Below are 18642 nucleotides of genomic sequence, written 5' to 3'. Positions count from 1 at the left end.
GAACCGGCCTCGGCTCAGGCACCCAGGCGGCGCATCTCGGCCAGGAAGCTGTCTTCCGTCCAGGTCTCCCCACCGGCCGCATTGCGCGGGCCGCGCTCGTTCAGCACGGCCACGATGTCGGCCGGCGTTTGTGCACCACCGAGGAATGCCGCTTCCAGCGAATCGGCCAGTTGGTTCTCATAGGCCGTCGGCTCGGCGGCGCGTGTTTGCCACACCAGATTGGCGACGTGACCCGGGCGTTCGACACGGCCCTTGCCAGCGACGTTGTTCGGAGAAATGGGCTCCCACGGAGCGAGGTCGGGGTTGTATTGCGGTTGCATTTCTGTCGACTCCATCACGTTTCGCTTGTTTTACCGATGAAACGTCTGTTAATATCTGGAACACAGGTGCAACTATAGACCGCCTCTTCGAAATCGCAGATGCGGGATTACCCTATGGCTTGCGGGAAATTGCGTCCACCGTGGGCGACCCATCCGCCAAATCGCGCAATGGACAAAGGTCTTGGCACCGCGCTAGCGGTACGGAGCCGAAGGCGGTAGCGATTGGAAGCACTTCGACGTGCCGAAACTCGATTGTTGAGGCCGGAACGGCTCAGAACAATTTGCGATACACCACGAAGCCCGACTTGTCCGCCAGCGTGTCGTACAGCCGCATGGCGGTCGCGTTGGTTTCGTGTGTCTGCCAATAGACGCGCGGCAAGCCGTCGGCCTGCGCGCGACGGTAGACCGCTTCGATCAAGGCCCGCCCCACGCCCTGCCCGCGCGCGGCCTGCGCAGTGAACAGATCCTGCAAATAGCAGCTCATGCCGATTTGCGTGGTGCTGCGGTGGTAGAGGAAATGCACGATGCCGAGCAGCTCGCCCCCACGCTCGGCCACCAGCGCGTGCACCGGCTCCGTTTCGTCGAAGAAGCGCTGCCATGTCGTCTGCGTGACGATGTCGGGCAAGCCCGTCTCGCCCGCACGGCCGTAAAAAGCGTTATAGCCATCCCAAAGCGGTTTCCACGCAGCGAAGTCGTCTTGGTGAACAGAGCGGATGTGGAGGTCGGCAGGTGCGGGCATGGTGGGCAGGACGGCTAGCAACGCTACGGCATTCTGCCAGCCGGCCGCCCTGCATGCAGCCGTCTTTCCTACCGATGGCTAGCCCCTTAGCGTTGAGAATCGGACCTGCCCAACAGCACGGCGCGTTGCTGTTGACTATGCCAATTCGCGCCCGCGCGCCTTGTCGGCTGCATGTGCGGAGCGCGCCATTGGAGCGTCCGAGCAGCGTTCATACCCTAGGGATTGTCCGGAGACGACCCGCAGCCCGAAGAAAGTTTGCTGAAAGCATCGACCCTCTACAGTGCGCTGCATGGCCCGGTCATGACCCGGTATCGGGCAGTGCGATCTCCACGCACATCAGCGTCATCGCGATAAGGGTCGGGTGTTGTACCAGCTATACCGCCGGACCCTACGGGATGTCGGTCCGGCGTCCGTTTCAATCGGTCTTTCCTGCTGTCAACCTTGCGGCCCACCGTCCTCCCGGTGGGCTGTTTTCTTTTCAGGGCTGCACCGGATCGGGCAACACAAGGCGCTGGGTCAGCCGCTGCATCATCGGTGCAGCAATCAGCACGATGGTGAAGGCCGCCGGCCAGGCCAGCACGAAGGCACGCGCCCAACGGGCAAGAAAGCTGGAGCTGATACCGGCGTTGATCCAGCCGATCCAGCCCGTCATCAACAACGACATCAGGCCCGACATCATCCAGGCAAAGATGATGCGAAGACGTGTGGCGGTGGAAACGGGCATCGACATGGCGGTTCTCCTTGCAAGCCATCAAATGTGATTGACGGTATGCTAAACAACCGCTCTTATAGAAACTATAGACGTTTATTGAATCTTAAATTCCGAAAATGGAATCATGCTCGACGATCTGGCTCTTTTTGTTTCCATCGTGGACCACGGCAGCCTGCAGGCAGCGGCCCGTCACGCCAACCTGCCGCCCGCCACGCTGACGCGGCGCCTGCAGAAGCTCGAGACCTCGCTCGGCTGCCAGCTTCTGCTGCGCAGCGCCCGCAGCCTGAAACCGACGCCGGAGGGCCAGCTGTATTACGAGCAATGCCGCCCGCTGTTGACCGCGCTTGCGCAAACAACGGCCACGCTCGACGACGATCTCAACCAGGTGAAGGGCACCCTGCGTGTTCTTGCGCCGTTGAACCTGTCGCGCGGGCTCCTCGCACCCGCGTATGCGAGTTTCATGGCGGCGTGGCCGGAGATCCGCCTGGAGCTATCGCTCAGCAACCGCAATGAAGACGTGTGGCGGCATGGCGCCGATCTTGCCATCCGCGTCGGCCAGCAGGACGACCCGAAGCTGCGGCAGCGGCGGCTCGGTGTCATCGGGATGGTGCTGGTGGCGTCGCCCGCGTACGTGGCCGAGCATGGCGCGCCGACCCATCCACATGAATTACAAGCGCATCGGCTGTTGGTGTCGTCGCCGCTCTCGACATGGCGCTTCACCTCACCCGATGGCGAGGAGACCATCGAACTGCAGCCTCATGGACGCTGCGACCTGAACGACATCGAACTGGGCGTGACGTTGGCGGAAACGGGCCTCGGCCTGCTGTACTGCCCTCGCACGCTCTGCCATCAAGCGCTGGAGGCCGGCCGGCTGGTGCGCCTGCTGCCCGATTGGCGTACGCCGCAGCGACCCATCTACGCGGTGTGGCCGCAACAACAGTTGCCGCGCAAGGTGCGTACGTTGCTGGAGTATCTGGCAGCTTTCACCGCAGCCACGCCGTTGTTGCAGGCCGACCCTCCAGCGGGTGCGTCAGGCGCTGCTTGAAACGGGTAAAAACACGCGTTGCCGCATCGCCCCGTTACTTCGTAGGCTGCAGAGATTGCACCGCATCCCTTTTCCAGGAGGCCTCTCGATGCACAGCAGCCACGTGGTGCGCTCCGGCGACATTCGCCTGCATGCCCGCATGACACAGCCCGCCGACCATTCCGCTCGGGAGCGCCCTGCCATCGTTCTCGTGCATGGCTATCCGGACGACAGCTCCGTCTGGGACGGCGTGCGCGACACGCTGGCGCACGAGCGCCGTGTGCTCACCTTCGACGTGCGGGGTGCCGGCCTGTCAGACGCCCCCGCAAACACCACCGGTTACCGCATCCCGCAGTTTGTCGACGACCTTGCCGCCGTGGCCGACGCGCTGCTGCCCGGCGAGCGCTTCCATCTGGTCGGTCACGACTGGGGCTCCATCCATAGCTGGGAATCGGTGACGACCGACCGGTTGCGTGGGCGCATCGCGTCTTACACGTCGATCTCGGGGCCGTGCCTGGACCACGTCGGCCACTGGATGCGCACGCAGCTCGACGCCGGCACATGGGCCGCTAAACGTGCAGTGTGGAAGCAGCGGCTGCAATCGTGGTACGTCGGCTATTTCCACCTGCCGCTGGTGCCCGAATGGTCGTGGCGACTGTGGGTGGCACGTGCCTGGCCGTGGTGGCTGCGCAAGACGGAAGGCATTCGCATCGAAGCGCAGCGGCCGACGCTTGTGCGCGATGCTTGCAACGGCGTGCGAATGTATCGCGCAAATTTTCGTGAGCGCCTCGCCCGCCCCCGGGCACGTGCGCCGCATGCCCCCGTGCAGTTGATCGTGCCGACGCGCGACCGCTACGTCAGCCCCGCGGTTACGCGCGCTGTGGAAGCTTGGGTATCGCACTACTGGCGCCATGAGGTGGACGCGGGTCACTGGCTACCCCTGCGCCGCCCTGACTGGGTGGCCGACTGCATCCGCTGCTTTGCCGACTACGTCGACTCAGGGCACGAGCCCCCCGAACTGCGGCAGGCGCGCGTAGCAGGCACGCTGGCACCGGCCTAACGCCACTAGAGGATTGCGCCCAACGCAAACGTTGACGCGCGTGTAACACACTGTAATCATCGTCCGCCACAACGCTGACGGCGCGCCATGACCTGACGCCCGGACGGCTCGAGCCGCCGCTTTGCGCAAACCGCGTAGTCGGCCATCGATACAAGAAACAGGGACAAGACGATGAAAAGCAAGGTCGTGGTGTACGGCCCGCTCTACGGGAAGTGGTACGCAATCCTGGTCAACGACGGTGTGGCCGCCGAATCCAACCAGTTCGGCTCGTACGAAGCCGCCATGGGCTTCGCCTCGCGCCGTTATCCGGAGCTTGAGCAGGAGCGGCAGCCTTACGCGCGGGGCCGCGAGGAAAGCGAGAACGGCAGCGACAGCCGGGAAGCCGCGCCCATCTGAACGGGAACGCGCCGGGCGGCATTTATGCCGCCCATGCCGCCCCCAGCGTTAGTGGCCCGCGCCGCAAAAGCGCCCGGCGATCCATTCGAACACGCTGCCTTCGCGCAGCGAGCGGCTTTGCGCCTCGTCGCCGTAATGGATCTGGTAAAGCGGCTTGCCGGTAGCGTTGCGCGCGCGATAGAGCGTTTGCGCAATTACCGTATAGCTATGTCGCGCGCAGTCCAGCACGACCTGCTTGACCGACGAACGGATCGGCTGCCCATCTGCTGTCTTGATCGTGAAGTCGGGCAGCACGTTGCGCAGCAGCCGAAAGTGCACGGTGTGCGAATTGGCATCGGCCGCGGCACCGGGCTGCGGCTTGACCGATTGCCGGTCGATGTACGAAACGATGCCGTTGATGCTCTCGAACCGGCGCCACCGGGAATCGGCGCGGGCGGATTCGAGGGTGGGTGCCGCATCGCCCGAAACGGGTTGCGCGGCCCCCGTCGGCACAGCGGCCGACGCAGAATTGGTTTGTGCGGATACGGGCATCGCTGCCCACTGCGCGGCAACCAGAGCGGTCGCCGCGATGGCGCTTTGCCAGCGCCAGCCTCCTGTCTTCATGGGGTGTCTCGCCTTGCTGCAAAAAACTCAGCGGGCGATTCTACCGCGCTGGCGCAACCGCTTACGTCACATCTGGTCGACGGGCTCGGCAACGTCCACGCCGGCAAAACGCAGATACAGCGTTCGCAGCGCCTGCGTGAGCGGGCCCGGCTGGCCGCTGCCGATCTGCACGCCGTCGATGGACACGACGGGCATCACAAACGTCGACGCGCTCGTGTAGAACGCTTCGGCGGCTTGCTGAGCTTCGGCGACGGTAAAGGTGCGCTCCTCCATCGTCAGGCCATGTTCACGCGCCAGCGCCAGGACCGACACACGCGTGATGCCCGGCAGCACGGCGTTCGACAGCGGACGCGTGATCAGGCGCCCATCGGGGGTGATGATGAACGCAGTCGACGACGCGCCTTCGGTCACGCGGTCGCCGTCGGTCATCCAGGCTTCGTGCGCGCCGGCGCGGGCGGCGATCTGCTTGGCCATCACCTGCGGCAACAGGCCCACGCTTTTGATGTCGCAACGCTTCCAGCGCAGATCGGGCACCGTCACCACAGTTGCGCCCTTCTTTGCGAGCGGACTGTCGACGATGGACTTGACCTGCGTGAATGCCACGGCCGTCGGCGAGATGTCAGCCGGTATGCCGAAATCGCGCTCGGCCACGCCGCGCGTGACCTGCATGTAGACCACACCCTCGTCCAGCCCATTGCGCGCCACCAGCTCTTCGCACACGCGCGTCCATTCGGCGTCGGTGTACGGGTTGTCGATGCCGATCTCGGACAGCGATCGTGTCAGGCGGGCGAGGTGCGCGTCGTTGTCGACGAGCTTGCCGCGCGCCACGGCGGTGACTTCATAGATGCCATCGGCAAAGGTGAAGCCGCGATCCATGACGGAGACGGTGGCTTCGGCGGCCGGCACGTATTGGCCGTTCAGGAAGATGATTCGCGACATGCTGGGAGAGAGGATTCAAGTGTGGGCGGGACTGCCCTGCCAACGAATCTACAGGATACGTGCGCGATCCAGCGAATACCGATGTGTGCCCACGTTATGCGAAAACGGCATGATGCGTGCGACCTGTCCGGTAAACTCTGCCGCTTTCGGCCCAACGCGCACCCATGTCCGAAATCACCATCCGCCCGATCGTCGCAGACGACCTGCCTGGCATCCTCGCCGTGCAGCAGGCCTGTTACGGCGAGGGGTTTCTGGAACCGGGCGATGCGCTCGCCAGCCGCTGGGCGCGCAGTCCGGCTGTGTGCCTGGTCGCGCTGCACGGGGCCGACGTGGTGGGATACCTGCTCTCGCATGCGTGGCACGCATGGACGCCGCCAAAATTGCACGTGCCACTCCCCGCCCCGGATGCGGTCGATGTGCTCTGGTTCGTGCACGACATGGCCATCGCGCCGGCAGGCCGTGGCCAGCGTTTGGGCGAGCAGCTTTACGCCACGGCATCCGCCAGCGCCCATGCGCAGGGGCTGCGCCAATCCCGGTTGGTAGCGGTGCAAGGCGCGGATGTGTTCTGGCGGCGCCTTGGGTATCAGCCCGCCGACGTGGATGGTGCCGCGTTGGCCGCTCTGCACGCGGTGTACGGAGAGGACGCAGAACTGATGGGGCGCGCGTTGCCGTGAGCGGCCATGGCGTCACTCCGTTACAATTTGCAACACCCGTATCGCTTCTGTAAGACTGCGCGCGCCCGCTTCTACTACAGTGCAGCGTCTTGAGGAATTCCCACATGCATAAGAACTTCGCGCTGTACGTGCTGGCAGCCGCTGCAGCGCTGTCGTCGCAGGCGGCCCTGGCCCGTGTCAATGTCGATATTGGAATCGGTGTGCCCGTCGCACCGGTTTATGTCGAGCCCGCGCCGGTGTACGCCCCGCCTCCGCCGCCGGCCTACTATGCGCCGGCCCCTGTCTATGTCGCGCCGCAGCCGGTCATCGTTGCCCCCGGCTACTACGACGATGGGCGCGGCCGCGAATGGCAGGAACGCCAATGGCGCGAACAACGCTGGCGTGAGCGTGAATGGCGCCGGCACCATCGTCATGACGACGACGATTGATCCGGCTCCCCGCAGCGCTCAGGCGGCCTTCTTCGCCAAGCCCAGGTAGGTTTCGATCACGCGGGGGTTGACGGCCAATTCCTGCGCCGGGCCTTCGAGCGTCATATCGCCCGTTTCCAATACGTAGCCGTAGTCGGCCACCTGCAGGGCGGCGCGTGCGTTCTGTTCGATCAGCAGCGTTGCCACGCCGGTTTTGCGCAGGTCGCTGATGATGTGGAAGATCTCTTTGACGATGAGCGGGGCAAGACCGAGACTCGGCTCATCGAGCATCAGCAACTGGGGCTTGGCCATCAACGCGCGGCCCACGGCGAGCATCTGGCGCTCGCCGCCCGAGAGCGTGCCGGCTTCCTGCACGCGACGCTCTTTTAGGCGCGGGAACAAGTCGTACACCACCTCCATCTGGTCGAGATAGTTGCGCTCACCCGCACGCTTGCGGCGGTACGCGCCCAGCACGAGGTTGTCTTCCACGCTCATGGTGGCAAACAGCTCGCGCTTTTCCGGGACGAGGCACATACCGCGTGCCACGCGCTTTTCCACCGGCAGACCGCTCAGGTTGTGACCGAGATACGAGACCACGCCGCTGGCCGAACCGTTGGTCGGTAGCGCGCCCATGACGGCGCCGAGCATGGTCGATTTGCCGGCGCCGTTCGGGCCGATGACGGTCACGATCTGGCCCGCCTCTACCTTTAGGTTGGCGCCGTGCAGCGCTTCCACCTTGCCGTAGCGGACGTGCAGGTCCTTCACTTCCAGGATGACTGACATGCGCGTTCTCCTTATTCCACGCCGCCCAGGTAGGCTTCCAGCACCGCGGGGTTCTGCTGCACTTCCTGCGGCAGCCCTTCGGCAATCTTGGTGCCGAATTCCATGACGACCAGCCGATCGGTGAGGTTCATGACGAAGTCCATGTCGTGCTCGACCAGCAACACGCTCATGCCTTCGGCTTTGAGCTTGGTGAGCAGCGCAGCCAGCGCCTGCTTTTCCTTGTAGCGCAGGCCGGCGGCCGGCTCATCGAGCAGCAGCAGCGCCGGGTCGCAACACAGCGCGCGGGCGATTTCCAAAATGCGCTGCTGACCCAGCGCGAGGCTGCCGGCTTCCTGATACATGCAATCGGCCAGACCCACGCGCTCCAGTTGACGGCGCGCTTCGAACAGTAGCTTCTGCTCTTCGGCCTGGTTCATGCGCACCACGCTGGCGAGCACCCCGCCTTGCGCCGCAAAATCGCCGCGCAGGTGGGCGCCAAGGGCCACGTTCTCCAAAACGGTCATGCCCGACAGCAATTGCACATGCTGGAAGGTGCGGCCGATACCGCGTTTGACGATCTCGCGCGAAGGTTTGCCGCTGATGTGCTCGCCACGGTAAAGCACCTCACCACGCGTGACCGGCAGCACGCCCGTCACCAGGTTGAAGGTGGTCGACTTGCCCGCGCCATTGGGGCCAATCAGGCCGATGATCTCGCCGGCTTTCACCTGGAAGCTGACATCGTTCACGGCAACCAGGCCGCCAAACTCCTTGCGTGCAGCGCGCACGTCGAGGATCAGCTCACCGGCTTGCGGCTTCTCGCGCTGCTTCAGTGCCGGTGCATCGTCGGGAGCGCGCGCCGTCGGAGACGATGGAAACAGCTTGCGGATGAACGGCCAGACGCCATCACGCGCGTACTGCAGCAACAGCACCAGCAGCACGCCGAACACGATGATCTCGAAGTTGCCGTTGGAGCCCAGCAGCTTCGGCAGAATGCTTTGCAGGCTGTCTTTCAGGATGGTCAGCAGACCCGCGCCAAGCACCGCGCCCCACACGTGGCCCACGCCGCCGACCACCGCCATGAACAGGTATTCGATACCGTAGTTCAGGCCGAACGGCGTCGGGTTCACCGCGCGCTGCAGATGCGCATAGAGAAAGCCCGAAATGCACGCCAGCACCGCCGCAAACACGAAGATCACCACCTTCATCCACGCGGTGTTCACACCCATTGCCTCGGCCATCGAGCCGCCACCCTTGAGCGCGCGGATGGCGCGGCCTGGGCGCGAGTTCAGCAGGTTTTGCACCGCCAGCACCGCCACGACAACGACAGCCCAGATCAGGTAGAACATCTCGCGGCCGGTCTGCAGCGATTTACCCAGCACGTTCAGCACCGGAATGCCGTTCAGCCCGTCGTACTTGCCAAGGAACTCCAGGTTGCCGAACAGGAAGAAGAGCGACAGGCCCCAGGCAATCGTCGCCAGCGGCAGGTAATGCCCCGACATGCGCATCGTGATCAGGCCGATCACGTAGGCGCTGACCACGGTGATCGCCAACCCGGCCAACAAGCCGATCCACGGCGAGACACCGTACTGCGTTGTCAGATAGGCGGTGCTGTATGCACCGAGGCCAACGAACGCTGCCTGCCCGAACGAGGTCAGCCCGCCGACACCCGTCAGCAGCACGAGCCCCAGAGCGACAAGGCTATAGAGCCCGATGTAGTTCAGAAGCGTGATCCAGAACTCGGGCGTGGGCACGATCGGGATCAGCACGAGCACGACCACGAACAGCGCGGTCAGCACGCGGTTGCGCGAAAGCCAGCCGCGCTGCGCCGCGCCTTCGGAAGATTTGGTCAGCGTGTTCATCGGCTTATTCCTCTTCCTCGACATGCTTGGTGGTGAGCGATCGCCACAGCAGCACCGGAATGATGAGCGTGAACACGATCACCTCCTTGAACGCCGACGCCCAGAACGATGAATACGACTCCAGCAGCCCCACCAGCAGCGCACCCAGCGCGGCCACCGGATAGCTCACGAGCCCGCCAACGATGGCGCCAACGAAGCCCTTCAGGCCGATCAGGAAACCGGACTCGTAGTAGACCGTGGTCAGCGGCGCAATCAGGATGCCGCACAGCGCGCCGAGCGCCGCCGCCAGCGTGAAAGCCAATCGCCCGGCCTGTGTGGTCCCGATGCCGACCAGCCGCGCACCCAGCCGGTTCACCGCCGTGGCCCGCAGCGCCTTGCCCGAAACCGTACGGCCGAAGTAAAAGTACAGCGCCGCGATCATCAGCACCGATACAGCCACCACCCAAAGGCTCTGGCCCGACACACTGAGCGCGCCCAGATCAAAGCGCGCATCGGAAAACGCCTCCGTGCGCGAGCCTTCTGCGCCAAACATCACGAGGCCGAGGCCGACCATCGCAAAGTGCACGCCCACCGAAACGATCAGCAGCACGAGCGTGCTGGCTTCGGTCAACGGCTCATAGGCCAGGCGGTAGATCATCGGGCCCATCGGAATGACGATCAGCAGCGTCAACGCCACCTGCGCAAGCATGGGCAGCGTCATCGGGCCCAGCATGCGAGCGGCGACGTACACGGCAACCGGAAAAACAAGGTATTTGCCTGCATAGACGGCGCCCGTGCGCAGCGCATGCAGGCGCAGTTCCGGTTGCAGCAGCGTACGCCCCATCTCGACGAGGAACGTCAGGACGCCCAGCGCTACAAGCATGCTGGCGGACAGCGGCGCCTTGTTGGCCTGGATGGCAGCCAGCGTGAGCGCGCCGTACGCGACGAATTCGCCCTGCGGGATGAAGATCACGCGCGTGACGGAAAACACCAGCACGAGCGCCAGCGCCAGCAGCGCGTAGATCGCGCCCGATGTCACGCCGTCTTGCGCCAGGATGGCGGCAATCGACAAATCCATGAAGCTCCTCGTTCTTGTAATCGTGGAGTTCGCGCCGGATGTGAGCCGGGCGAGGGGGCGCCACGCGTTACGAGATAGTAAATTTCTTACGACAGGATGAAATTGGCGACAACCCTAACGCACCGCCCTGCTTCGACGGCTGCCGGCTTTCGCAGGGCGTTCCGCGGGTGCCTGCAGCATGGCAGACAAGCGCATCACGAACGTGCGCAACGTGTGCTCCAGCTCGCCGCCGCGCTGCGCGTGAAACAGCGGTTGCAGGTTCAGCGCGATCAACACCAGCACGAGCTGCCCGCGTGCACCGAACACCGGCAACGACAGTGCGTTCACGCCCGGCAGCAGGCTGCCCGACACCCACGATGCGCCTTCGGTGCGGACGTCTTCGCACAGGCGGTAGTAATCCGTCAGAGACCGCGGCAAACCGGGGAGATCGTCACCGGCACGCTCGTGCAGTTCGCGTTCCACCAAGGGCAGCGTCTGTTCCATCGGCTGATAGGCGCCGAACAAGCGGCCGGTGGCGGAATTGAGCATCGGCAGGACGTCGCCGATGCGCAGGTTCACGCCGGGCGCACCACCCGCCTTCTCCCAATGCACGACAGTCGGGCCGCGATCGCTCCACACGGCAATGCCGATGGTGTGACCGGTCTGGTCTCGCAGGCTGGCCAGCAACGGCCGCGTGCGGACGATGGCATCGGAACGGTTGAGGCTGGCCAGGCCCAGGCGAAGCGCAAACGGGCCCAGTTCGTAGCGGCCGGTCAGCGGATCTTGCGACACCGCGCCCACGCGCTGCAGGCTCACCAGATAACGATGCGCCTTGGAAGGATGCATACCGGCCGCGCGCGCGAGATCGCCGAGCGCCATTGCCCGAATGGCACGCGTGAGCGCCACCAGTAATTGAGAGCCGACTTCGATGGATTGGATGCCCGAACGGTCGCGGTTTGCGCGCGCGTCTTCTGCATCGCCATCGGTGGGCAGGTCGTCTTCGACTTCCGTGGTCTCCATGTCTCGGGGCGTATTGGCTGGGCGGGGCCGACAAAGTGCTGCGAGCGTAGCACGCGGCAACGCGTAGACGGCCGTTTTTGGTTTTTATGCATTGTATAAACAATGCTTCTAACCATAATCAACGTATACCCTAGGCGCGTCTCCAGACCGTGCGGTCTATGATTGCCAGCGTTCGGCATGGCTTGCCCTCAGCCCAACCCAACGCAGGCTTCCCGAGCCATGCATGTTGAAAAGTAATTCCCCCAACCGTAATCCACTACACCAGGAGTGACAGAATGGCCAAAGCCTTCGCCTCGCAAGCCGACCTCGAGGCCAAACAAGTCACCTTCACCCAGCTCTCCCCCAACGCTTACGCCTATACAGCCGAGGGCGACCCAAACTCCGGCGTCATCATCGGCGACGACTCGGTGCTGATCGTCGACACCACCGCCACGCCCGCGATGGCGCAAGACCTGATCGCCCGCATCCGCGCCATCACCGACAAGCCGATCAAGCACGTGGTGCTGTCGCACTATCACGCGGTGCGCGTGCTGGGCGCGTCGGCCTACTTTGCCGAGGGCGCACAGAACATCATTGCCAGCCGCGGCACGTACGAAATGATCGTTGAGCGCGGCGAGGCCGATATGAAGTCCGAAATCGAGCGCTTCCCGCGCCTGTTTGCCGGCGTGGAAACCGTGCCGGGCCTGACGTGGCCGACGCTGGTGTTCGAGCGCGAGCTGACACTGTTTCTGGGCAAGTTGGAAGTGAAGATCCTGCACCTCGGCCCCGGCCACACGAAGGGCGACACGGTGGTGTGGATTCCGTCGCAGAAGGTGCTGTTCTCCGGTGACCTCGTCGAGTACGACGCCGCCTGCTACTGCGGCGATGCGCAGCTCGAAGAATGGCCCGCCACACTCGATGCGCTGCGCGCGCTCGGCGCCGATAAGCTCGTGCCGGGCCGTGGCCCCGCGTTGCTCAATCCGGGCGAAGTCGAGAAGGGCCTCGCTTATACACGCGATTTTGTGTCTACGCTGCTGCAACGTGGCAAGGAAGCCGTCGCGCAAAAGATGGACCTGAAGGCCGCCATGGCGCATACCCGCGCGGCGATGGACCCGAAATTCGGCAGCGTCTTCATCTATGAGCACTGCCTGCCGTTTGACGTGACGCGCGCCTTTGACGAGGCCAGCGGCATCAAGCACCCGCGCATCTGGACCGCCGAGCGCGACAAGGAAATGTGGGCCGCCCTGCAAGGCTGAACATGAATCCCGACTTCCAGAACCGCGTCTTCGCGTATGCGCCGTGCGCCGAACAGCAACCCGGCGCGGCCACTGAAGCGCGCCCCGTCGTCATCGTCGGCGCCGGGCCGGTGGGGTTGGCCACGGCCATCGATCTGGCGCAGCAGGGCGTGGCCGTGGTCGTCGTCGACGACGATTGCACGCTGTCGACCGGCTCACGCGCGATCTGTTTCTCCAAGCGCTCGCTGGAGATTTTCGATCGGCTCGGTTGCGGCGACTGCATGGTCGACAAGGGCGTGAGCTGGAACGTCGGCAAGGTCTACCTGAAGGACGAGCTGCTCTACAGCTTTGACCTGCTGCCCGAAACCGGCCACCGCCGGCCGGCCTTCATCAACCTGCAGCAGTACTACGTCGAGGGCTTTCTCGTTGAACGCGCGCAAGCCTTGCCGAACATCGAACTGCGCTGGAAGAACAAGGTGACGGCCCTCACGCAAGATGCCGATGGCGTGACGCTCAGCATTGAGACGCCCGATGGCACGTACGCACAGCGCGCGCAGTACGTGGTCGCCGCCGATGGCTCGCGCAGCCCGGTGCGGCACATGATGGGCCTCGAAGCCCGCGGCCAGACGTTCAAAGACCGCTTCCTGATCGCCGACGTGCGCATGGATGCGCCCTTCCCGAGCGAGCGCTGGTTCTGGTTTGATCCGCCGTTCCATCCGAATCAATCGGTGCTGCTCCACCATCAGCCCGACAACGTCTGGCGCATCGATTTCCAGCTCGGCTGGGACGCCGATCCCGTGGCCGAGAGGCAACCCGAGCGCGTCATCCCACGCGTGCGCGCGCTGCTGGGGGAAGGCGTCGATTTCGAGCTGGAATGGGTCAGCGTCTATACATTTTCGTGCGAACGCATGGACCGCTTCCGCCACGGCCGTGTGCTCTTCATCGGCGATGCGGCACATCGCGTCTCGCCGTTCGGCGCACGTGGTGCCAACAGCGGTTTGCAAGACGCCGAAAACCTCGCGTGGAAATTGCGCATGGTGCTGGCCGGCGATGCGCCCGACACGCTGCTCGACACCTACGCGAGCGAGCGCGAGTTCGCCGCCGACGACAACATCCGCCACTCCACGCGCTCGACCGATTTCATCACGCCAAAAAGTGCGGTCAGCCGGCTCTTTCGCGATGCCACGCTGCGCCTGGCCAAGCACTATCCGTTTGCGCGGACGCTGGTCAACAGCGGGCGGCTCTCGATGCCGACGGTGCTTGAAGGTTCTCCGTTGCAGACAGCGGATGAGGCGCCTTTCGCCTGCACGCTCGTGCCCGGCGCTGTCGCACTTGATGCGCCGGTACGCCATGCCGATGGCCGCGCCGACTGGCTGCTCAGCCATCTGCACGGCAGCTTCACCGCGTTGCGCTTCTGCGGCGCGGGAGAACACGTCGACGCGCTACCGCTGCCGACGCTGGCCATCTTCCCGGCCGGCGGCATGGGCACAGTCTCGGCCAACGTGGCGGCGCTGGAAGACATCGACGGGCTGGTCGCGCAACGCTATGACGCGCGCCCCGGCACGATCTACCTGATCCGGCCAGATCAGCACGTCTGCGCACGCTGGCGCGCGCTTGAGCCTGCCAAGCTGGCCGCTGCGTTGCTTCGCGCCACCGGCCAAACCGCGCCGGCAGCACAGCCGCATGCCACAGTCGCCGCCTGAATTGAATACCGATCACCGATCACCGATCGCCATGCCGCTGAATACGCAACCGAACCTGCCGCGCCCCGATGACTTTTACGAAGCGCTGATCGACGCGCACCGCAACCTCGACGAGGAGCACAGCGCGATGCTCAACGCGCAGCTCATCCTGCTGCTCGCGAACCATATCGGCGACATGGCGGTATTGCGTGAAGCGCTGGCGGCGGCGCGGCTGGCATTGCCGGCAGCAACGGCAACCTGAGCGTCATCACGTTTCATCAATCCAACGCTTACGTTTGATCGTACTTGCGGCTGGGGTTGGCGCGAAGAGGAGCGCGCTCCACCAAAACGATAACGCGGCGGCCGATGTGGCGCAGCGTGCGCAACGGCGCGCGCTCCATCACCAGGTGGAGCGCGGCAATCCGCGCCGCGTGTTCAAAGGCGAACGATTTGAGCCGGCAGACTAGCGCACAGCTTGCCGCATTCCGGCAAGCTGGCCACGCCGGTACTCCCCTTGCCGCTCCAGCATCCAGCCCGGGTATTCGGCCGGGAGTTTGCTCAGCTCGTCGAGCTGAGCGAGTTCTTCCGCCGTCAGTTCAACCTTGGTGGCCGCGATGTTGTCGTCGAGCTGCTCGATCTTCTTGGCACCGACGATCACGGTGGTCACTGCCTGCTGATGCAGCAGCCACGCCAGCGCAATCTGCGCGACCGACACGCTGCGCGCATTGGCCATGACGCGCATGGCATCCACGCACGTGTAGGCACGTGCCCGGTCCACCGGCGGGAAATCGAACTTGTTGCGGCGGCTGTCTTGCTCGCCGTGCTGCTCGCGTGTGTACTTGCCGCTGAGCAGGCCACCGGCCAGCGGGCTCCACACCATCAGGCCCAGGCCTTCGCTCTTGAGCATCGGCACCAACTCGCGCTCCAGGTCACGGCCGGCAATTGTGTAATACGCCTGCAGGCTTTCGAAGCGAGCGCAGCCCAGCCGCTCCGCAATGCCCAACGCCTTGACGATCTGCCACGCCGCCCAGTTCGATACACCCACATAGCGCACGTGGCCATGCTGGACCAGCGTGTCGAGGGCACGCACGGTTTCTTCGATCGGCGTGGCGGGATCGAAACCATGGATCTGATAAAGATCGATATGGTCGAGCTGCATGCGCTTCAGGCTCGCCTTGATGCCGTCCATGATGTGGAACCGCGAGGCGCCGCGCGCGTTCACGCTGTCGCCGGTCTGCCCGAACACCTTGGTGGCGACGACCACGCTGTCGCGCGACACCTTCAGGTTCTTGAGCGCCTGCCCCGTCAACTGTTCAGCGACGCCATTGGCGTACACATCCGCCGTATCGATGAAATTGATGCCGGCGTCGAGGGCGCGCCCAATCAGGCGCTCGGCATCGGCTTGCTGCAAATCGCCGATGTGCTGCCAGATGCCATCGCTGCCGCCGAAGGTCATCGTGCCGAGGCATAGCTCAGAAACAAACAGGCCGGTCCGGCCCAGTCGGTTGTAACGCATGTGATCGACTCCAATACGGTGGGAACGGAATGCTGAGCGCACAGGCTCAGATGCGAAAGACAACGCAGAGGATAAGACGGACCGGCTGATCCTGCAGAGCGCTCGGTCGGATGCAGGGTGATGGCCCAGGCGCAAGGAGAAGACCAGCCTAGGCAAGCCTACCGGTCATCGCGCGGATGACTGCAGCGCACGGCCTGGGCAAGCTGATGCCTAGCGTTCCAGCTCTGCAAAGCGCTGCGCGACAAGGTTGCGCAGCCACTGGTTGCCGGCGTCCTGATGGAAGCGCCGGTGCCAGAACACATTGGTCTGCAGTGCCGGAAGCTTGAGCGGCGGCGCAACGAACTCGAGCCCGAACGGCGGCGCTGCCCGCTCGGCCAGCTTGCGCGGCACCGTCACCACCAGATCGGTCGTGCTGACGATGTACGGCACCGCCACGAAGTGCGGCACTGAAAAACGCGCCGACTGCGTGATCCCCGCCTTGTCCAGCAGCGGCCCGATGGCGTTGTAAGGGCTGGCCGAACTCGCCACCACCAGATGCGACGCGGCGCGAAAGCGTTCCAGCGTGAGCCTGCCTTCCGACAGCGCATGGCCGCGCCGGAACATCGTCACATAATCCTGCTGGAACAGGCGGCGCTGGAAGATGCTCTCGCCGGAAAGATCATCGAACGCGCCGATGGCAAGGTCGATGGCGCCAGCCTCCATTTCGGCCTTCATGTCGAACCCGCCGGCCCGCATGGTATCGATGCGCACGCCGGGCGCCTGCTCGGCACATAACTGCGCCAGCACCGGCATGAAATACACCTCGCCGACATCGCTCATGGCAATCGTGAAGTTGCGCGTGGAAGTGGCCGCATCAAAATGCGTGCGCTGGCCGAAAGCGCGTTGCAGCGTGTCGAGCGCCATCGCCACCGGTTCGGCCAACTGCTCGGCAAGTGCGGTCGGCATCATGCCGCGCGGGGTGCGCACGAAGAGTTCGTCATCGAAGGTCTGGCGCAGGCGCGACAGCGCGTTGCTCACCGCCGGCTGCGACAGGCCCAGCCGCTCGGCCACGACGGAGATGCGCTTTTCGCGCAGGATTTCCTGAAACAGCACCAGCAGGTTCAGGTCCACATCGCGCAGATTGAGCATGGCAGCGCCCCAACATTCACAATATCAATAGCATGCATTCTCGCATTGATATTCCAAATTTTCACCTGATCCGGACAATACGCGCATACCAAGAATCCAAAACAGAGCGGCAACGCCGCCACCGGAGACCACCATGCGCCCTGCCGCCACTGCTCATGAAGCGCCATCCACGCCCATCGACCTCGCCCGCCTGATTGATGAGGGCAAGGTCGGCGGCTTCCGGATCCTGCTGCTCGCCATCTGCGGGCTGTGCCTGATCATCGACGGCTTTGATGTGCAGGCCATGGGCTATGTGGCGCCCGCCATCATCAAGGATTGGAACATCACCAAGGCGAGCCTTGGGCCGGTGTTCGGCGCGGGGCTGTTCGGCATGCTGGTCGGCTCGCTGGTGTTTGGCGTGCTGGGCGACCGCTTCGGGCGGCGGCCGGTGCTGATCGTTGCGACCTTCTTTTTTGCAGCGTGCATGCTGGCCACCACGCAGGTGGAAACGGTGAACGCCCTGCTTATCCTGCGCTTTGTCACGGGCCTGGGGCTGGGCTGCATCATGCCCAACGCGATGGCGCTGGCCGGCGAGTTCAGCCCCGCACGCACGCGCGTAACGTGGATGATGTTGGTGTCATGCGGCTTTACTGTCGGCGCGGCGCTTGGCGGCTTTGTGAGCGCGGCGCTGCTGTCGCGCTTTGGGTGGCATGCGGTGTTTCTGGTGGGCGGCCTGGTGCCTCTTGTCATTGGCGTGATGATGGTGTTGTGGCTGCCGGAATCCCTGCAATACCTGGTGCTCAAGGGCCATGGACAAATGCGACAAACGCGCCATCAGCGTCTGGCTCGCTGGCTGGGCAAGCTGGCGCCGCAACTCCAGGTGAACGCGCAGACGCAATTCGTGGTGCCCGAGGCGCCCGCGCGCGGTATGCCGGTCTCCGCGCTCTTCACGGAAGGCCGCGCCAAGGTCACGCTCGTGCTGTGGGTCATCAACTTCATGAACCTGATCGACCTGTACTTCCTGTCGAACTGGCTGCCGACGCTGATTCGCGATGCCGGATATCCGACGGATACCGCTGTGCTGGTCGCCACCGCGCTGCAGGTAGGCGGTGTGATCGGTACGCTCACGCTGGGCCGGCTGATCGATCGCCTGGGCTTTGTGCGCGTGCTGGCCGTCTGTTTCCTGATCGCCTGCGTCACCGTCGGTCTGATCGGCCATGTGGCGGCTGCGCTACCCGTGCTGGTGGCGGTGGTGTTCGTGGCGGGCTTCTGCATCGTCGGCGGACAGCCTGCGGTCAATGCGCTCGCCGCCACGTATTACCCCACCACGCTGCGGGCCACCGGCATCGGCTGGAGCCTTGGCGTGGGCCGCATCGGCTCCGTCATCGGCCCCGTGATCGGCGGGCAACTGATTGCCATGCAGTGGAGCGGCCCGGCGCTGTTCTCGGCCGCCGCGGTGCCGGCGATGGTGTCGTTCGGCATGGTGCTGGCGCTTACGCTGGCCGCCAGTGGCCCGGACGCCGCACGCTTTGCCTCAGGTCGCGCAACCGGCAAGCCCGCCTGATGGCCCGG

At 64.5% G+C, this 18642-nt stretch carries 20 protein-coding genes; 9 read left to right on the top strand and 11 right to left on the bottom strand.

What is annotated here, in order from left to right:
• Positions 1-14: 14 nt before the first annotated feature.
• From AAHM38_RS12425 to AAHM38_RS12415, 3 genes are all read right to left on the bottom strand, one after another.
• Positions 15-320: a recombinase-like helix-turn-helix domain-containing protein gene (locus AAHM38_RS12425; protein ID WP_039375978.1), complete on the bottom strand. Its 306-nt coding sequence runs from the start codon at positions 318-320 to the stop codon at positions 15-17.
• Positions 321-591: 271 nt separating this feature from the next.
• Positions 592-1059: a GNAT family N-acetyltransferase gene (locus AAHM38_RS12420; RefSeq protein ID WP_039375977.1), complete on the bottom strand. Its 468-nt coding sequence runs from the start codon at positions 1057-1059 to the stop codon at positions 592-594.
• 478 nt (positions 1060-1537) lie between these two features.
• Positions 1538-1789 carry a DUF2798 domain-containing protein gene (locus AAHM38_RS12415; RefSeq protein ID WP_039375976.1) on the bottom strand — a complete coding sequence of 84 codons (252 nt, stop codon included), beginning with the start codon at positions 1787-1789 and terminating at the stop codon, positions 1538-1540.
• 106 nt (positions 1790-1895) lie between these two features.
• On the opposite strand from AAHM38_RS12415, the gene AAHM38_RS12410 reads away from it, so the two are divergent.
• From AAHM38_RS12410 to AAHM38_RS12400, 3 genes are all read left to right on the top strand, one after another.
• Entirely contained in the window at positions 1896-2816 is a 921-nt protein-coding gene (locus tag AAHM38_RS12410) for a LysR family transcriptional regulator (protein ID WP_103518998.1), read from the top strand.
• Between the two features lie 88 nt (positions 2817-2904).
• Positions 2905-3855 (top strand): alpha/beta fold hydrolase, encoded by a 951-nt coding sequence (locus AAHM38_RS12405; RefSeq protein WP_103518997.1) that lies wholly within the window; start codon positions 2905-2907, stop codon positions 3853-3855.
• Between the two features lie 171 nt (positions 3856-4026).
• Positions 4027-4251, top strand: coding sequence for a hypothetical protein (locus AAHM38_RS12400; RefSeq protein ID WP_009239764.1), 225 nt, complete (start codon positions 4027-4029; stop codon positions 4249-4251).
• 48 nt (positions 4252-4299) lie between these two features.
• Here the strand turns inward: AAHM38_RS12400 and AAHM38_RS12395 are convergent, their stop codons facing one another.
• The gene (locus AAHM38_RS12395) at positions 4300-4854 is read right to left on the bottom strand and encodes a surface-adhesin E family protein (RefSeq protein ID WP_103518996.1); all 555 of its coding nucleotides are present in this window, start codon (positions 4852-4854) and stop codon (positions 4300-4302) included.
• Positions 4855-4920: 66 nt separating this feature from the next.
• On the bottom strand, positions 4921-5793 hold the full coding sequence (locus tag AAHM38_RS12390; RefSeq protein WP_116576290.1) for a D-amino-acid transaminase: 873 nt from the start codon (positions 5791-5793) through the stop codon (positions 4921-4923).
• 164 nt (positions 5794-5957) lie between these two features.
• Here AAHM38_RS12390 and AAHM38_RS12385 point away from each other — a divergent pair, with 164 nt between their 5' ends.
• Both AAHM38_RS12385 and AAHM38_RS12380 read left to right on the top strand, forming a co-directional pair.
• Positions 5958-6467, top strand: coding sequence for a GNAT family N-acetyltransferase (locus AAHM38_RS12385; RefSeq protein ID WP_103518994.1), 510 nt, complete (start codon positions 5958-5960; stop codon positions 6465-6467).
• A gap of 104 nt (positions 6468-6571) precedes the next feature.
• Positions 6572-6895, top strand: a complete 324-nt coding sequence (locus AAHM38_RS12380) for a hypothetical protein (protein ID WP_004634841.1) — start codon at positions 6572-6574, stop codon at positions 6893-6895.
• An 18-nt stretch (positions 6896-6913) separates the two neighbouring features.
• Here the strand turns inward: AAHM38_RS12380 and AAHM38_RS12375 are convergent, their stop codons facing one another.
• The 4 genes from AAHM38_RS12375 to AAHM38_RS12360 all read right to left on the bottom strand — a co-directional run bounded on the left by AAHM38_RS12375 (position 6914) and on the right by AAHM38_RS12360 (position 11551).
• Positions 6914-7657, bottom strand: a complete 744-nt coding sequence (locus AAHM38_RS12375; RefSeq protein WP_103518993.1) for an ABC transporter ATP-binding protein — start codon at positions 7655-7657, stop codon at positions 6914-6916.
• A gap of 11 nt (positions 7658-7668) precedes the next feature.
• Positions 7669-9495 carry a branched-chain amino acid ABC transporter ATP-binding protein/permease gene (locus AAHM38_RS12370; RefSeq protein ID WP_116576289.1) on the bottom strand — a complete coding sequence of 609 codons (1827 nt, stop codon included), beginning with the start codon at positions 9493-9495 and terminating at the stop codon, positions 7669-7671.
• 4 nt (positions 9496-9499) lie between these two features.
• Positions 9500-10552 (bottom strand): branched-chain amino acid ABC transporter permease, encoded by a 1053-nt coding sequence (locus AAHM38_RS12365; RefSeq protein WP_116576288.1) that lies wholly within the window; start codon positions 10550-10552, stop codon positions 9500-9502.
• Between the two features lie 114 nt (positions 10553-10666).
• Complete coding sequence (locus AAHM38_RS12360) at positions 10667-11551, bottom strand: IclR family transcriptional regulator (RefSeq protein ID WP_116576287.1); 885 nt, start codon at positions 11549-11551, stop codon at positions 10667-10669.
• A gap of 275 nt (positions 11552-11826) precedes the next feature.
• Here AAHM38_RS12360 and AAHM38_RS12355 point away from each other — a divergent pair, with 275 nt between their 5' ends.
• From AAHM38_RS12355 to AAHM38_RS12345, 3 genes are read left to right on the top strand one after another with little or no spacing between them, the layout of a single operon-like run.
• A complete protein-coding gene (locus tag AAHM38_RS12355; protein ID WP_116576286.1) occupies positions 11827-12786 on the top strand; it encodes an MBL fold metallo-hydrolase in 960 nt (319 codons plus the stop codon).
• Between the two features lie 2 nt (positions 12787-12788).
• A complete protein-coding gene (locus AAHM38_RS12350) occupies positions 12789-14468 on the top strand; it encodes an FAD-dependent oxidoreductase (RefSeq protein WP_116576285.1) in 1680 nt (559 codons plus the stop codon).
• Between the two features lie 31 nt (positions 14469-14499).
• Positions 14500-14709 carry a DUF2783 domain-containing protein gene (locus tag AAHM38_RS12345; protein ID WP_039375072.1) on the top strand — a complete coding sequence of 70 codons (210 nt, stop codon included), beginning with the start codon at positions 14500-14502 and terminating at the stop codon, positions 14707-14709.
• A gap of 201 nt (positions 14710-14910) precedes the next feature.
• Here AAHM38_RS12345 and AAHM38_RS12340 read toward each other — a convergent pair whose 3' ends face one another.
• Positions 14911-15963: an aldo/keto reductase gene (locus AAHM38_RS12340; RefSeq protein WP_116576284.1), complete on the bottom strand. Its 1053-nt coding sequence runs from the start codon at positions 15961-15963 to the stop codon at positions 14911-14913.
• A gap of 210 nt (positions 15964-16173) precedes the next feature.
• The gene (locus tag AAHM38_RS12335) at positions 16174-17091 is read right to left on the bottom strand and encodes a LysR family transcriptional regulator (protein WP_116576283.1); all 918 of its coding nucleotides are present in this window, start codon (positions 17089-17091) and stop codon (positions 16174-16176) included.
• A 133-nt stretch (positions 17092-17224) separates the two neighbouring features.
• Between AAHM38_RS12335 and AAHM38_RS12330 the strand changes: the two genes are divergently transcribed.
• Positions 17225-18634: an MFS transporter gene (locus tag AAHM38_RS12330; RefSeq protein ID WP_116576282.1), complete on the top strand. Its 1410-nt coding sequence runs from the start codon at positions 17225-17227 to the stop codon at positions 18632-18634.
• Positions 18635-18642 lie beyond the last annotated feature (8 nt).

It is taken from the genome of Ralstonia sp. OTU4908 (assembly GCF_038440115.1).
Classification (GTDB): domain Bacteria; phylum Pseudomonadota; class Gammaproteobacteria; order Burkholderiales; family Burkholderiaceae; genus Ralstonia; species Ralstonia pickettii.
This window is presented reverse-complemented; position numbering and strand designations above follow the sequence as displayed.